Consider the following 14,355-nt stretch of genomic DNA (forward strand, 5'->3'; position numbering starts at 1 on the left):
CAATTATTAATTGCCACGTCATCTGTCATAACACAGGTAACTTAGTTAAGGTTAATTAGCTTATCAATCTCTGTAAGTGGTAAATTTGCCAACTCTGCAACATCCTCACGAAGCATTCCTTTACTCAGAAGACGCTGGGCGAATTCCTGTCTTACTTCCTGTCTTACCTTCTGGAGACCCTCTTTATATCCCTTCTGAAATCCCTTCTGAAATCCCTTCTGAAATCCCTTCTGAAATCCCTTCTCTTCAAACCACTGCGCCAACGTCTGCCTGGTTTCTCTCCGTGTCTTTATGTCCATAGGTTCCCTTAATTATCTGGTCAGTTAATAATAATCATTATCTGGCTATAACTGATAATGCCGGCAACTTAGTTAATTAGCTTATCAAGCTCAGCAAGAGATAAATTCGTCATCTCTGCAACGTCTTCCCGAGACATCCCTTTACTCAGAAAACGCTGGGCGAATTCTTGCCTTTCCTCCTGTCTTCCCTGCTGAATTCCCTTCTCAATTCCCTTCTCTTCAAACCACTGCGCCAGCGTCATCATAGACTCCCCTCCCGTTTCCCTGTCTCTCACCACACCGTAAAACAAATCCGCTTGTTCAGTATGACCGCGTTGCAGCATATAGTTTTGCATGGCAACTAACTGACTTCCGCTAGTGTACCCTTCGTCAATCAGCGTGACCAGTTGCTCCAGCAATAACATTAAGTCGCGCTGGCGAATATGTTTTTGCAGCAGTTCGAGAATCGCAATCCGCCGATGTTTCATGATTTCATCATCTGGCGTGATGGTGATATCCACCAGCGGGAAAGGGTTGTTATAGACACGTCGCGCCAGCTCCGGTGAGTAAAACATATCAAACCAGCACATCGAGAGTGGGTAAGGCGTGGCCTCGCCCTGATAAAACAGAATCGGCACCACCAGCGGCAGCTTATCGTGGTCCGCTTCCAGATGTCGGTGCATGGCGGCAATAGAGTAGCGCATCATGCGAAAGGCCATTTTTTTGTCCGGCTTGCTTTGATGTTCAATCACAACATGCAGATAGCCGGGATTACCCAGCATTTGCACAGAATAGAGTACGTCAGTGCTATGCCCTTTCAGGCTTTCTTCGATAAAACTCCCCGACTCAAGATGCAGCGTGTCGAGATCACACAGCTCGCGTAATTCCGCTGGCAAATGTATCTCCAGGAAATCGCGGGCCGTTTCCGCATGCATTAAAAATTGTTTAAAAACCGCGTCATGCGGAGTGGTACTTGGTGCGTCCATCTTCCCTGTCTTCCATGTTGGCTTGCGTGAAGGCAGTATCCAGTCAATGTATACCGTCGTCAGCCGTCTCTTGATTGTTTACCGAGCAGCATTCAGAGAAATTTCAATCGGTTACAGGAGTTGCATAGCGGGCTTCGGCGCGGCACGCAAACTCCCGCTGTAAATGGCCTCAGATGAGTAGACACTAAACAAAAATCGGGCAATACTGCGTGAGAATTTTCTCAAGGCAGGCATCGCCTGCTTCGTTAACGACAGGGTAGAAAGGTAGAAGTTATGATTCGCACGATGCTGCAGGGCAAACTCCACCGCGTGAAAGTGACTCATGCGGACCTGCACTATGAAGGTTCTTGCGCCATTGACCAGGATTTTCTTGACGCAGCAGGTATTCTCGAAAACGAAGCTATCGATATCTGGAATGTCACCAACGGCAAGCGTTTCTCCACCTACGCTATCGCGGCAGAACGCGGTTCGAGAATTATTTCTGTCAACGGTGCGGCGGCCCACTGCGCCAGCGTCGGTGATATTGTGATCATCGCCAGCTTCGTCACCATGCCGGATGAAGAAGCCCGTACCTGGCGGCCAAACGTCGCCTACTTTGAAGGCGACAACGAAATGAAACGTACCGCAAAAGCCATTCCGGTACAGGTTGCCTGAGTATTACCCCTGCGGCTGGTTACTCACCAGCCGCGACATTGTCTCCAGCGAATCCGTTCTTAAGATATAAAGCCGTTTTAACAACAATGGATTATCCCCCGGTTTAACTTTACCTTTCATGGTGGTCACCGCCAGATGAAACCCGGCTTCATTTGCCGCTTTAACCGCTTTATCATTAAATCCGCCAAACGGGTAAGAAAGATACAATACATGCGGATTAAATTGCGTCAGCGCCCGGCGTGAGCGTTCGAAATCAAACAGAATATTGTGCTCACTACGGCTGAGTAATATTGGTCGGCGATAGCCATCAACCCGATGTAAAAAGTGGGTATGTGACTGGAAATCAAAAACATCGCTGACATCACGTAGTTCAGAAATACTCATAAACTGTAATGACTGCGGATTCCATTTTTGTGGGTGACGTTTAATACGCGAGGTAATAATAAATGCCGTCGCCTTCATACCATATTGTTTCAGAACAGGATACGCATAGCGACTTACCGATTTTAAGCCATCATCAAAAGTCAGCACAACCGCGCGAGCTGGAAGATTTATCGAATTATGCAAATATCCTTCCAGTTGATACAAGGTTAACGTGGTATATCCCCTGTCGCGCAACCAGGTCATCTGGTTATTGAATGCACGTACCGACGTTGTGGTCGAAGTATGGCGAAAACGGGTATTCTCTTCATCGCGTAAAATATGATGGTAGGTCAATACAGGAATACCATTATCCTGCTGCGCATCTAACGCACTGATATAGGCCAGACGTTCGCCAATACGAATTTGATACCAGGTTTGATTCAGGCGATCTTTCAATTTATTAATAATGGGATAACGCAAATTATCGGCCAGCACGCCAAATGGTGCGCTGCCAGCATCAGGCGCGTTATATATCGGTGTATCTTTCCAGGTAATAAGATTTTGGTTGCTCAGTGGCTTATGCAAATCCCCCAGGCCATCTTCAACTTTTTGCCGCCCTTGTACCGGTTCCAGATGACCTTTATCAATATATCCCGTACCAAAACCAAAGTTGAATTCATAATAATCGGCTGCGGTTGGCATGACCGAAATAATCTGCCCGGCGCGAATGTTACCAACAGTTACCGTTTTGTCGCCAATTTTACCCCAGATAGCCGCATCCTGAGTGGTTTGCATATAACGCATGGGAAGCGCTGCGCCGGCACCAGATGAAACCAGCAGCAGTAGAAAAATAAACTTTTTAATCATGAGGAAACAACCAGGCGAGAAACAACGCCGTTAGTGTAGCAAAATCGGAATGCGATTTAATACTCGAACCAATTGTGCTTTAGCACAAAGGGGGGATTTTTTTGTTGCTGATGCCAGAGACTACTGACTTCAGGAGCCCCCAGTTCGACAATGCGATTGCGGAACTCTGCACTCGACATTGTTTCACGACAAGCAATCATCTGTTCAATTAACGGTAGCGTGATACCAGAAATCACTTCGCAACAGGAATGTTTGTGGCTTAATAAAGACGCAACGCGATAAGGCGCTGCGCCCGCGATATCCGTGAAAAAGATCACGCCATCGCCGGAATCCGTCCCATGCAGGGCATCACATAACATTCGGCTAAGCATATTGGCACTAAGACCACGCCAAAAATTCACTGCCCGGCACTGGATAAGTGCGCCATATTTTTTTTCCAGCGCATCCAGTATCTCTTGCGCCCGATCGTCGTGACAGGTAATGACCCAACCTAACATCGCTTTCCTCCTTAGCCGAAAATCAGTCTACCCTGACCATTGTTGATAAAGGGTGATAACCGTCAAAACTCCCCTCCCCCGCATCCGGAGGAGAGGAGATCAACTTAGCTACGCAAGCCGCGTCCGCGCTGAATCAGCGACCAGCAGATCAGATAAAACGCAATAATAAAGACAACCAGCACACCAAAGGTAGTAACCAACGGCACATCATTAATGCCGAGGAAGCCGTAGCGGAAACCACTGATCATATAGACTATCGGGTTCAGGTGCGACAGCCCCTGCCAGAACGGCGGCAGTAAAGTCAGGGAGTAAAATACCCCGCCCAAATAAGTGAGTGGCGTTAACACAAAGGTCGGCACCAGGCTGATGTCATCAAACGTTTTGGCAAACACACCGTTCAGCAGTCCGGCAAGAGAGAACAACACCGCCGTGAGCACCAGCGTTAAAGCAACAAATACCCACGAATGCACCTGAAACGGCACAAAGAATAGCGAAATAGCCGTCACCAGCATGCCAACAAGCAGTCCGCGCGCCACGCCACCGCCGACATATCCAGCAATGATGACGTGTGTTGGCACCGGCGCTACCAGCAATTCTTCAATATTACGCTGGAACTTGGCACCAAAAAATGATGATGCAACGTTAGCGTAGGCATTGGTGATCACCGACATCATGATCAGCCCCGGCACGATAAACTGCATATAACTAAAGCCATGCATATCGCCAATGCGCGAACCAATCAGGTTACCAAAGATAATAAAATAAAGGGTCATGGTGATGACCGGCGGCACCAGCGTTTGTATCCAGATACGCATAAAGCGATGGATCTCTTTCGCCCAGATGCTTTTTAGCGCCACCCAGTAAAGATGCATCATGCGCGATCTCCTTGTTTTTCATTAACCAGTGAAACAAACAGCTCTTCCAGACGGTTGGCTTTGTTACGCATACTTAATACCTGCACGCCCTGCTCACTTAGCTGCGTGAATACGCTGTTAATCCCCTGCTCGCGCAACACTTCAACTTCAAGCGTAGCGGTATCCACCAGCCGATACTGGTAGCCATCGAGCTTCGGTAATGGACTTTTCGGCGCAAGATCGAGAATAAAGGTTTCCGATTTCAGCTTCGCCAATAGCGCCTTCATCGAAGTGTTCTCCACCAGTTCACCATGCTGAATAATGCCGATATTGCGACACAGCATTTCTGCTTCTTCCAGGTAGTGCGTGGTGAGAATGATCGTGGTGCCTTTGTCGTTTAAATCCTTCAAAAATCCCCACATTGAGCGGCGAAGTTCGATATCCACGCCTGCCGTTGGTTCATCCAGAATCAGCAGTTTAGGTTCATGCATTAACGCACGGGCGATCATTAAACGGCGTTTCATCCCACCAGATAACATACGCGCACGTTCGTTGCGTTTTCCCCACAAATCAAGCTGCTTAAGATACTTTTCGCTGCGGATATACGCTTCTTTGCGCTCTACACCGTAGTACCCCGCCTGATTCACCACAATTTGCTGCACGGTTTCAAACGGGTTGAAGTTAAATTCCTGCGGCACCAGTCCTAACTGGCGTTTGGCGTTCACGACATCTTTTTCAAGATCGTAGCCAAATACGCTGACCCGCCCGGAGGTTTTATTCACCAGCGAGCTAATAATACCGATGGTGGTCGATTTCCCGGCTCCGTTCGGCCCCAGAAGCGCATAAAAATCGCCGGCTTCGACCTGTAAATCTATTCCACGAAGCGCCTGAACGCCGCCTGGATAGGTTTTTTTAAGCTGTTGAAGTTCCAGTGCAATGGTCATAAATTTTTACTTACCTTACGTTCTTACACTTTATCTGTGGTTTAAATCGTCCCGGAGTTGCCCTATATTAGCCAAACGTAATTATTTGGTTACAGGTCGTTAACCTCCATGAAAGACATAGATACACTCATCAGCAATAATGCACTATGGTCAAAAATGCTGGTGGAAGAGGATCCCGGGTTTTTTGAGAAACTGGCACAAGCGCAAAAACCGCGCTTTCTATGGATTGGATGTTCCGACAGTCGCGTTCCTGCAGAACGTTTAACCGGTCTTGAGCCGGGCGAACTCTTTGTTCACCGTAATGTTGCCAACCTGGTCATTCACACCGATCTCAACTGCCTCTCCGTGGTGCAGTATGCAGTGGATGTTCTCGAAGTTGAACACATTATTATCTGTGGCCACTATGGTTGCGGTGGTGTGCAAGCCGCGGTTGAAAACCCGGAACTGGGGCTGATCAACAACTGGCTGCTGCACATCCGCGATATCTGGTTCAAACATAGCTCATTGCTTGGCGAAATGCCGCCAGAGCGCCGTCTGGATACCCTGTGCGAACTGAACGTAATGGAACAGGTATATAACCTGGGCCACTCCACCATTATGCAGTCAGCATGGAAACGCGGGCAGAAAGTGACCATCCACGGCTGGGCTTACGGCATTCACGACGGCTTGCTGCGCGATCTGGATGTTACAGCCACCAACCGCGAAACCCTGGAGCAACGTTATCGCCACGGGATTTCCAACCTCAAGCTAAAGCACATCAACCACAAATAAATTCGCCATGCCGGATGCAACACATCCGGCACATCCGCACTTACTCGTCCAGCAGCACCACTTTGCCGATATACGGCAGATGACGGTAACGCTGTGCGTAATCGATGCCGTAGCCAACCACAAACTCATCCGGAATAGAGAAACCGATAAATTCTACCGGTACGTTCACTTCACGGCGAGACGGTTTATCCAGCAGCGTACAAATCGCCAACGATTTCGGTTCGCGCAGGCTTAAGATTTCACGCACTTTCGACAGTGTATTACCCGAGTCGATGATATCTTCAACAATCAGCACATCCTTGCCGCGGATATCTTCATCCAGATCTTTGAGGATTTTCACATCACGGGTGGTGGACATGCCGCTACCGTAGCTGGAGGCGGTCATAAAATCGACTTCATGAGATACCTGAACTTCACGGCACAGGTCCGCCATAAACATAAATGAGCCACGCAGCAGGCCTACCAGCACCATATCGCTGCCGCTGTCTTTGTAACGCTCAGTAATCTGACGACCCAGTTCAGCGATGCGCGCTTTAATCTCCGCTTCGGGGATCATTACTTCTACAGTATGTTTCATATCTCTAACCATATGATTTAAAAACAAATCACTTCGCACGGGCGGGTTTCAGCGCCGCAACAAAGCGCAAGACACGCAGTATACCAGCAAAACTATTCATTGGCGGAATCTGTTAATAAAGCTCAAATTGTGATGACGATCACACATGTTAAAACCTATAATTAATTGCTACTAAAATATTAATGAATTGAAATGGTGTTTCTTTATGGCAATTAACAATACCGGCTCGCGACGCTTACTCGTGTCGCTAACCGCCCTTTTTGCAGCACTCTGCGGGCTATATCTTCTCATTGGCGGAGGCTGGTTGGTCGCGATTGGCGGCTCCTGGTACTACCCCATCGCTGGTCTGGTGATGCTTGGCGTCGCCTGGATGTTGTGGCGCAGTAAACGCGCAGCACTTTGGCTGTACGCCGCTCTGCTGCTCGGCACCATGATTTGGGGCGTCTGGGAGGTCGGTTTCGATTTCTGGGCACTCACTCCGCGCAGCGATATCCTGGTCTTCTTCGGTATCTGGCTGATCCTGCCGTTTGTCTGGCATCGCCTGGTCATTCCTGCCAGCGGCGCAGTTGCCGCACTGGTGGTCGCACTGTTGATTAGCGGTGGTATCCTCACCTGGGCCGGATTTCACGATCCGCAGGAAATCAACGGCACCTTAAGCGCTGATGCCACACCTGCCGAAGCTATCTCCCCCGTTGCCGATCAGGACTGGCCTGCCTATGGCCGCAATCAGGAAGGTCAACGCTATTCACCACTGAAGCAGATTAACGCCGATAACGTCCACAAGCTGAAAGAAGCCTGGGTGTTCCGTACAGGCGATGTGAAACAGCCGAACGATCCGGGCGAAATCACCAATGAAGTGACGCCGATTAAAGTAGGCGACACGCTTTACCTGTGTACCGCTCACCAGCGTCTGTTTGCGCTCGATGCCGCCAGCGGCAAAGAGAAATGGCATTACGATCCTGAGCTGAAAACCAACGAGTCTTTCCAGCATGTAACCTGCCGTGGCGTCTCTTACCATGAAGCCAAAGCAGAAACTGCTTCGCCGGAAGTGATGGCGGATTGCCCGCGTCGTATCATTCTTCCTGTGAATGATGGTCGCCTGATTGCAATTAACGCTGAAAACGGCAAGCTGTGCGAAACCTTCGCCAATAAAGGCGTGCTCAACCTGCAAAGCAACATGCCGGATACCAAACCGGGTCTGTATGAACCGACGTCGCCGCCGATTATCACCGATAAAACCATCGTGATGGCCGGTTCAGTCACCGATAACTTCTCAACCCGCGAAACGTCTGGCGTAATCCGTGGTTTTGATGTCAACACCGGTGAACTGCTGTGGGCTTTTGATCCGGGCGCGAAAGATCCGAACGCCATCCCATCAGACGAACACACCTTTACCTTTAACTCGCCAAACTCGTGGGCACCTGCGGCCTATGATGCGAAGCTGGATCTGGTGTATCTGCCGATGGGCGTGACCACGCCCGATATCTGGGGCGGTAACCGCACACCGGAACAGGAACGTTATGCCAGCTCGATTCTGGCACTGAATGCCACCACCGGGAAACTGGCGTGGAGTTACCAGACCGTTCACCACGACCTGTGGGATATGGATCTTCCGGCACAACCAACGCTGGCGGATATCACCGTTAACGGTGAAAAAGTGCCGGTCATTTACGCTCCTGCAAAAACTGGCAACATTTTTGTACTCGATCGTCGTAATGGCGAACTGGTCGTTCCGGCTCCGGAAAAACCGGTTCCACAAGGCGCAGCGAAAGGCGATTACGTTACTCCTACCCAACCGTTCTCTGAACTCAGCTTCCGTCCGACGAAAGATTTGAGCGGTGCGGATATGTGGGGTGCCACCATGTTTGACCAACTGGTGTGCCGCGTGATGTTCCACCAAATGCGCTATGAAGGCATTTTCACCCCACCATCTGAACAGGGTACTCTGGTCTTCCCGGGTAACCTGGGAATGTTCGAATGGGGCGGGATTTCCGTTGATCCGAATCGTGAAGAGGCAATTGCCAACCCAATGGCGCTACCGTTTGTGTCGAAACTGATCCCGCGTGGCCCGGGTAACCCGATGGAACAGCCGAAAGATGCCAAAGGTACAGGTACGGAATCCGGCATTCAGCCGCAATATGGCGTGCCGTATGGCGTAACGCTCAACCCGTTCCTTTCGCCGTTTGGTCTGCCGTGTAAACAGCCTGCCTGGGGATACATCTCGGCGCTGGATCTGAAAACCAATGAAGTGGTATGGAAGAAACGTATTGGTACGCCGCAGGACAGTATGCCGTTCCCGATGCCCGTTCCGGTGCCGTTCAATATGGGGATGCCAATGCTCGGCGGGCCAATCTCCACTGCGGGCAACGTGTTGTTTATTGCCGCTACGGCAGATAACTACTTGCGCGCTTACAACATGAGCAACGGTGAAAAATTGTGGCAGGGCCGTTTACCAGCAGGTGGTCAGGCAACGCCGATGACCTATGAAGTGAATGGTAAGCAATATGTGGTGATCTCCGCAGGCGGTCACGGTTCATTTGGTACGAAGATGGGCGACTATATTGTGGCTTATGCGTTACCGGATGATGTGAAGTAACCATAATGCCCGGAGAGATCCGGGCATATTCCCGAAGACGCTGTTTTTACACCGTAAACCCTAACATCATCCCCGTATCTTCATGCTCCAGCAGATGGCAGTGCGCCATATAAGCATGTTCTTTCGGTGCATCGTGATTAAACTTCACCAGCACCTCACTGACATTACCTTCCACCTTCACAGTATCTTTCCAGCCCGCGCGATGCACCGCTGGTGGTTGGCCATTTTCCGACAAGATACGGAACTGGGTGCCGTGAATATGGAACGGATGCAACATCATGTCGCCAACGCCAGAGATAACCCAACGTTCGAACTTCCCTTTCGCCGCCGCAAACATCGGCTTGTTCATATCGAAGGCCTGACCGTTGATTTTATTAGCATGGTGGAAATCGAACTTCCCGCCGTGGTTCATATGATTCATATTGCCGTGGCCCATGTGGCCCATCATCTGTCTGTGGTTCATTCCGCTCATTGCCTGATCGCCATATTTCTCCATTAACATCTGCATCCCCATCATATCGAGCATCGGATCCATAGAGAGTTGCAGTTTGCGTATCGTTAATCCGTCCAGCGAAGGTAACGCTGGCAGGCTACTCAAGGTATCCGGCAAAGCACCAGAGGCACTAATGGCAATCGGCTGAATACGCATTACCGGGTGCGGCTTGTCAAACGGTGCAATCGCCATTCCCATCTGGCTGACAGGCAGTGTCACCAGATCAAACGGTTTGTTGTCGTTAACCTCCACCAGCACTTCAAAACGCTCGCCCATCAGCACCGGAAGTTCACTCACCTTTACCGGTTCAGGCAACAGGCCACCATCGCTGGCGATCACATACAGTGGGCGATTATCACTGGTGGCAAAATTGAGCGAGCGGGCGTTACAGCCATTGAGCAAACGCAGCCGCAACCAGCCACGCGGCGCGGCATGTTGCGGGTAAATAGCGCCGTTGGTCAGCAACGTATCGCCAAACCAGCCCACGGCGGCGGTCATCACATCGAGTTGATAATCAATCTGCCCGTCGGCGTTAAATTTTTTATCCTGAACAATCACCGGGACATCATCGATCCCCCACTGTTTTGGCAGCATTAATTTCAGGATCTCATCGTCCTCAATCACCACCAGCCCAGCCAGCCCCATCGCCACCTGACGCCCGGTTTTGCCATGTTGATGCGGGTGGAACCAGCAGGTAGCGGCAGGCTGATCGACATTCAGCGTCACTGTGCGTTTACCGCCAGGCGGAATAATTCCCTGCGGGCCGCCGTCCACTCCCCCCGGCACTTCCAGACCGTGCCAGTGCAACGTCGTCTCTTCCGCCAGTTGGTTATAGATATCAACCGTCACGGCTTTTCCACGCTGTAACTTCACCGCAGGCCCCAATAAATTGCCGTTATAGCCCCAGGTGGTCGCCGTTTTTCCAGCAAAGGTGGACTGGCCTGTGCCAATGGTCAACTGAATGCGATTACGGGCATCGGTAGCGAGCAAATCAGGGATCGGTAATGTTGGGCGTTCAGCAGCAAAAACCGCGCGGCTCCATAGTGGTAAAGCAGAAGCCACGCCCAACGCGACGGAATATTTTAAGAAATCACGACGTTGCATAGATATTTCCTTATTCTCAAGCAGGCGAAACAAAATCAAACGTTGAGCATAGTCCTTCCCCTTACGGGAAGGTCAAGCCACAGACACAACTTAATCCACAATAATGGTCGTCGCCTCGCTCGCAGTGTGCTAACGTTTATCTTCTTTAAGCCCCTGGTAGAAGCAATGAAGACGTTTTTCAGAACAGTATTATTCGGCAGCCTGATGGCTGTATGCGCAAACAGTTACGCGCTCAGCGAGTCTGAAGCCGAAGATATGGCCGATTTAACGGCAGTTTTTGTTTTTCTGAAGAACGATTGCGGTTACCAGAACTTGCCTAACGGGCAGATTCGTCGCGCACTGGTCTTTTTTGCCCAGCAAAACCAGTGGGATCTCAGCAACTACGACAACTTCGACATGAAAGCCCTCGGTGAAGATAGCTACCGCGATCTGAGCGGTATCGGCATTCCCGTCGCTAAAAAGTGTAAAGCCCTGGCCCGCGATTCCTTAAGCCTGCTTGCCTACGTAAAATAATTCCTGATACCTTTTTGTAGAAACATTGACCGTGCATCCGCGGTCAATGTTAGCTATTATGTTGCGCCCTTTTTTTACGGGTGTTAACAAAGGAGGTATCAACCCATGGCCGAAAAAAAACTGTGGCATGAAACGCTACACGACCAGTTTGGGCAGTACTTTGCTGTAGATAACGTTCTGTATCATGAAAAGACCGATCACCAGGATCTGATCATTTTTGAGAACGCCGCATTTGGTCGCGTAATGGCGCTGGATGGCGTAGTACAGACCACCGAGCGCGACGAATTTATCTATCATGAGATGATGACCCACGTTCCGCTGCTGGCTCACGGTCACGCTAAACACGTGTTAATCATTGGCGGCGGCGACGGCGCGATGTTACGTGAAGTAAGCCGACATAAAAACGTTGAGTCAATCACGATGGTGGAAATCGACGCGGGCGTAGTGTCTTTCTGCCGTCAGTATCTGCCTAACCATAACGCCGGTAGCTACGACGATCCGCGCTTTAAGCTGGTGATCGACGATGGCGTCAATTTCGTGAATCAAACCAGCCAGACCTTTGATGTCATCATCTCCGACTGCACCGATCCCATCGGTCCCGGCGAAAGCCTGTTCACCTCAGCATTTTATGAAGGCTGCAAACGCTGCCTGAATCCTGGCGGTATTTTTGTCGCGCAAAACGGCGTCTGCTTTTTACAGCAGGAAGAAGCCATCGACAGCCATCGCAAACTCAGCCATTACTTCAGCGATGTTGGCTTTTATCAGGCGGCAATCCCGACCTATTACGGCGGCATCATGACCTTTGCATGGGCGACAGATAACGACGCCTTACGCCATCTCTCTACCGAAATTATTCAGGCACGTTTTCTCGCCTCTGGCCTGAAATGCCGTTATTACAACCCGGCAATCCACACGGCAGCGTTTGCCTTACCCCAGTATCTGCAAGACGCACTGGCTTCACAGGCGTCCTAAGGAGAAGATAAGAAATTGAAAAAACTGAAACTGCATGGCTTTAATAATCTGACCAAAAGTCTGAGTTTTTGTATTTACGATATCTGCTACGCCAAAACCGCCGAAGAGCGCGACGGTTATATCGCTTATATCGATGAACTCTATAATGCCAACCGTCTGACCGAAATCCTGTCAGAAACTTGTTCCATTATCGGGGCCAATATTCTTAACATCGCCCGCCAGGATTACGAACCACAAGGTGCCAGCGTCACTATTCTGGTGAGCGAAGAACCTGTCGACCCGAAACTTATCGACAAAACGGAACACCCCGGGCCGCTGCCAGAAGCCGTGGTTGCGCATCTCGATAAAAGTCATATTTGCGTACATACCTACCCGGAAAGCCATCCTGAAGGCGGTTTATGTACTTTCCGCGCCGACATAGAAGTCTCTACCTGCGGCGTGATTTCCCCGCTGAAGGCGTTGAATTACCTGATCCACCAGCTTGAATCCGATATCGTGACCATTGATTATCGCGTGCGCGGTTTTACCCGCGATATTAACGGTATGAAGCACTTTATCGACCATGAGATTAATTCGATTCAGAACTTTATGTCTGAAGATATAAAGGCGCTGTATGACATGGTGGATGTAAACGTCTATCAGGAAAATATCTTCCATACCAAGATGTTGCTTAAAGAGTTCGACCTTAAGCACTACATGTTCCACACCAAACCGGAAGATTTAACCGACAGCGAGCGCAAAGAGATTACCGCTGCGCTATGGAAAGAAATGCGCGAAATTTATTACGGGCGTAATATGCCTGCCGTTTAACAGCTCTGGCGGAGCACAAAGGCTCCGCCAGATTTACCTACTTCTACTGTACGAAATTGCGGTACGCCGCCACCACCTGAAGAAAATCCTCAACGCCGCACAGCGACAGGCTTTCTTCGTCGTAGTAGTTCATCCCTTCTTCCATTTCGTCACCCGCAAATTCCAGTTGATTGGCGCGGATCATCACCTCCTCGCCATCCATCCACAGGGTGTATTCGTGCCCTGCCCGCTGCCAGGAACGTTCGCTACCTTTTAATGTGCGCGCGGCTTGTTCCACTTCATCAAGCAAGGCCAGGTTTTCTTTCACCTCTTCATTAAACCAGTGCCCGACCACTTCATGCCCCATGGACATGCGCACCTTTACCACTCCGGTAATATCGCGCAGAAATTCGTAATCCATAGTGTGTTCCTCTGCTCCCGGCAATGCGCCGAAATCGCATTGCGCCATTGATGTAATTATCGCAGCCTTACCAGAGAAAAACAGCGGAACGACGATGGTTTAGAGATAAAAATAGTGAAAAAAGCGTTCCAGCCACCATGGCCAGAATTTTTGTCATTTTCGACAGACATCTTCTTACCAGGGAAGAAGACAATCCAGTGCTACTCTGCGCACAAAACATAGATTAATAAAGAGGGTGAATTGTTTTATAATCAAAAATCCACCAGTCATCCGTAATCTTGCCATTATCATAAAGTTGAAGATCGCTACTTCCCTCTGCGTCGGTGGTTGTTATCACATCAGCATTTCGCTTCCAGTGTGATATAGGAGATTCAGTGCTCATGGTTAAAAGGTTTTCTTTCATCGGCTCACACTGTGCGCATCCCCTGACATTACCGTCCTCATAAAAACCCACTAATCCACCATTTGCGACAAACAAATATTGTAATTTTGCTGTCGCGGCAAAAGCGTTGCCGCATAGTAGAAAAAAGATAATTATAATAAACGCTTTTTTCATTCACTTTATCTCCATTAAGTGAAAAACTTCACCCTGTAATAACCAGCAGAAAACCAAATAAGATAAACACTATCAATATCTTATTTCGCCTATCAGAATTGAAATCGATTGATTTTTTAG

General features: G+C 49.6%; 16 protein-coding genes. 6 read left to right on the plus strand and 10 right to left on the minus strand.

Features of this window, described 5'->3' with window-relative positions:
• Positions 1-41 precede the first annotated feature (41 nt).
• Together C0K55_RS10855 and rpnC are read right to left on the minus strand one after the other, a co-directional pair.
• Positions 42-299 carry a hypothetical protein gene (locus C0K55_RS10855; protein WP_016262876.1) on the minus strand — a complete coding sequence of 86 codons (258 nt, stop codon included), beginning with the start codon at positions 297-299 and terminating at the stop codon, positions 42-44.
• Positions 300-367: 68 nt separating this feature from the next.
• The gene (gene rpnC, locus C0K55_RS10860; protein WP_000339936.1) at positions 368-1,264 is read right to left on the minus strand and encodes a recombination-promoting nuclease RpnC; all 897 of its coding nucleotides are present in this window, start codon (positions 1,262-1,264) and stop codon (positions 368-370) included.
• A gap of 273 nt (positions 1,265-1,537) precedes the next feature.
• Between rpnC and panD the strand changes: the two genes are divergently transcribed.
• The gene (gene panD / locus C0K55_RS10875; RefSeq protein WP_000621515.1) at positions 1,538-1,918 is read left to right on the plus strand and encodes an aspartate 1-decarboxylase; all 381 of its coding nucleotides are present in this window, start codon (positions 1,538-1,540) and stop codon (positions 1,916-1,918) included.
• Between the two features lie 3 nt (positions 1,919-1,921).
• On the opposite strand, the gene C0K55_RS10880 is transcribed toward panD, so the two are convergent.
• The 4 genes from C0K55_RS10880 to C0K55_RS10895 form a co-directional block, all read right to left on the minus strand.
• Positions 1,922-3,148 carry a polysaccharide deacetylase family protein gene (locus C0K55_RS10880; protein WP_001517754.1) on the minus strand — a complete coding sequence of 409 codons (1,227 nt, stop codon included), beginning with the start codon at positions 3,146-3,148 and terminating at the stop codon, positions 1,922-1,924.
• Positions 3,149-3,204: 56 nt separating this feature from the next.
• Complete coding sequence (locus C0K55_RS10885; RefSeq protein WP_000901999.1) at positions 3,205-3,645, minus strand: PTS sugar transporter subunit IIA; 441 nt, start codon at positions 3,643-3,645, stop codon at positions 3,205-3,207.
• A gap of 104 nt (positions 3,646-3,749) precedes the next feature.
• On the minus strand, positions 3,750-4,520 hold the full coding sequence (locus C0K55_RS10890; protein WP_000972195.1) for an ABC transporter permease: 771 nt from the start codon (positions 4,518-4,520) through the stop codon (positions 3,750-3,752).
• The gene (locus C0K55_RS10895; RefSeq protein WP_000150640.1) at positions 4,517-5,443 is read right to left on the minus strand and encodes an ABC transporter ATP-binding protein; all 927 of its coding nucleotides are present in this window, start codon (positions 5,441-5,443) and stop codon (positions 4,517-4,519) included. Before C0K55_RS10895 ends, C0K55_RS10890 begins: the two co-directional genes overlap by 4 nt.
• Positions 5,444-5,551: 108 nt before the next feature.
• On the opposite strand from C0K55_RS10895, the gene can reads away from it, so the two are divergent.
• Positions 5,552-6,214 carry a carbonate dehydratase gene (gene can / locus C0K55_RS10900; RefSeq protein WP_000651596.1) on the plus strand — a complete coding sequence of 221 codons (663 nt, stop codon included), beginning with the start codon at positions 5,552-5,554 and terminating at the stop codon, positions 6,212-6,214.
• A gap of 40 nt (positions 6,215-6,254) precedes the next feature.
• Here the strand turns inward: can and hpt are convergent, their stop codons facing one another.
• Positions 6,255-6,791 (minus strand): hypoxanthine phosphoribosyltransferase, encoded by a 537-nt coding sequence (hpt, locus tag C0K55_RS10905; protein WP_000683336.1) that lies wholly within the window; start codon positions 6,789-6,791, stop codon positions 6,255-6,257.
• A 205-nt stretch (positions 6,792-6,996) separates the two neighbouring features.
• Here hpt and gcd point away from each other — a divergent pair, with 205 nt between their 5' ends.
• The gene (gene gcd, locus C0K55_RS10910; RefSeq protein ID WP_105266799.1) at positions 6,997-9,387 is read left to right on the plus strand and encodes a quinoprotein glucose dehydrogenase; all 2,391 of its coding nucleotides are present in this window, start codon (positions 6,997-6,999) and stop codon (positions 9,385-9,387) included.
• 46 nt (positions 9,388-9,433) lie between these two features.
• Here gcd and cueO read toward each other — a convergent pair whose 3' ends face one another.
• Positions 9,434-10,984, minus strand: coding sequence for a multicopper oxidase CueO (gene cueO, locus C0K55_RS10915; protein ID WP_105266800.1), 1,551 nt, complete (start codon positions 10,982-10,984; stop codon positions 9,434-9,436).
• Positions 10,985-11,149: 165 nt separating this feature from the next.
• Here cueO and C0K55_RS10920 point away from each other — a divergent pair, with 165 nt between their 5' ends.
• From C0K55_RS10920 to speD, 3 genes are all read left to right on the plus strand, one after another.
• A complete protein-coding gene (locus C0K55_RS10920) occupies positions 11,150-11,497 on the plus strand; it encodes a YacC family pilotin-like protein (RefSeq protein WP_000846616.1) in 348 nt (115 codons plus the stop codon).
• Positions 11,498-11,602: 105 nt separating this feature from the next.
• On the plus strand, positions 11,603-12,469 hold the full coding sequence (gene speE, locus C0K55_RS10925) for a polyamine aminopropyltransferase (RefSeq protein WP_000818362.1): 867 nt from the start codon (positions 11,603-11,605) through the stop codon (positions 12,467-12,469).
• Positions 12,470-12,484: 15 nt separating this feature from the next.
• On the plus strand, positions 12,485-13,279 hold the full coding sequence (gene speD, locus C0K55_RS10930) for an adenosylmethionine decarboxylase (protein ID WP_000734282.1): 795 nt from the start codon (positions 12,485-12,487) through the stop codon (positions 13,277-13,279).
• A gap of 43 nt (positions 13,280-13,322) precedes the next feature.
• Here the strand turns inward: speD and yacL are convergent, their stop codons facing one another.
• A complete protein-coding gene (gene yacL / locus C0K55_RS10935) occupies positions 13,323-13,679 on the minus strand; it encodes a protein YacL (RefSeq protein ID WP_105266801.1) in 357 nt (118 codons plus the stop codon).
• Positions 13,680-13,902: 223 nt separating this feature from the next.
• Complete coding sequence (locus C0K55_RS10940; RefSeq protein ID WP_000708862.1) at positions 13,903-14,235, minus strand: hypothetical protein; 333 nt, start codon at positions 14,233-14,235, stop codon at positions 13,903-13,905.
• Positions 14,236-14,355: the final 120 nt, after the last annotated feature.

It is taken from the genome of Escherichia sp. MOD1-EC6098 (assembly GCF_002965865.1).
Classification (GTDB): Bacteria; Pseudomonadota; Gammaproteobacteria; order Enterobacterales; family Enterobacteriaceae; genus Escherichia; species Escherichia marmotae.

What these genes read in the sequence shown, in the direction of transcription:
- C0K55_RS10855 (WP_016262876.1), bottom strand. Translation starts at nt 299, where the DNA reads ATGGACATAAAGACACGGAGAGAAACCAGGCAGACGTTGGCGCAGTGG.
- rpnC (WP_000339936.1), bottom strand. Translation starts at nt 1,264, where the DNA reads ATGGACGCACCAAGTACCACTCCGCATGACGCGGTTTTTAAACAATTT.
- panD (WP_000621515.1), top strand. Translation starts at nt 1,538, where the DNA reads ATGATTCGCACGATGCTGCAGGGCAAACTCCACCGCGTGAAAGTGACT.
- C0K55_RS10880 (WP_001517754.1), bottom strand. Translation starts at nt 3,148, where the DNA reads ATGATTAAAAAGTTTATTTTTCTACTGCTGCTGGTTTCATCTGGTGCC.
- C0K55_RS10885 (WP_000901999.1), bottom strand. Translation starts at nt 3,645, where the DNA reads ATGTTAGGTTGGGTCATTACCTGTCACGACGATCGGGCGCAAGAGATA.
- C0K55_RS10890 (WP_000972195.1), bottom strand. Translation starts at nt 4,520, where the DNA reads ATGATGCATCTTTACTGGGTGGCGCTAAAAAGCATCTGGGCGAAAGAG.
- C0K55_RS10895 (WP_000150640.1), bottom strand. Translation starts at nt 5,443, where the DNA reads ATGACCATTGCACTGGAACTTCAACAGCTTAAAAAAACCTATCCAGGC.
- can (WP_000651596.1), top strand. Translation starts at nt 5,552, where the DNA reads ATGAAAGACATAGATACACTCATCAGCAATAATGCACTATGGTCAAAA.
- hpt (WP_000683336.1), bottom strand. Translation starts at nt 6,791, where the DNA reads ATGAAACATACTGTAGAAGTAATGATCCCCGAAGCGGAGATTAAAGCG.
- gcd (WP_105266799.1), top strand. Translation starts at nt 6,997, where the DNA reads ATGGCAATTAACAATACCGGCTCGCGACGCTTACTCGTGTCGCTAACC.
- cueO (WP_105266800.1), bottom strand. Translation starts at nt 10,984, where the DNA reads ATGCAACGTCGTGATTTCTTAAAATATTCCGTCGCGTTGGGCGTGGCT.
- C0K55_RS10920 (WP_000846616.1), top strand. Translation starts at nt 11,150, where the DNA reads ATGAAGACGTTTTTCAGAACAGTATTATTCGGCAGCCTGATGGCTGTA.
- speE (WP_000818362.1), top strand. Translation starts at nt 11,603, where the DNA reads ATGGCCGAAAAAAAACTGTGGCATGAAACGCTACACGACCAGTTTGGG.
- yacL (WP_105266801.1), bottom strand. Translation starts at nt 13,679, where the DNA reads ATGGATTACGAATTTCTGCGCGATATTACCGGAGTGGTAAAGGTGCGC.
- C0K55_RS10940 (WP_000708862.1), bottom strand. Translation starts at nt 14,235, where the DNA reads ATGAAAAAAGCGTTTATTATAATTATCTTTTTTCTACTATGCGGCAAC.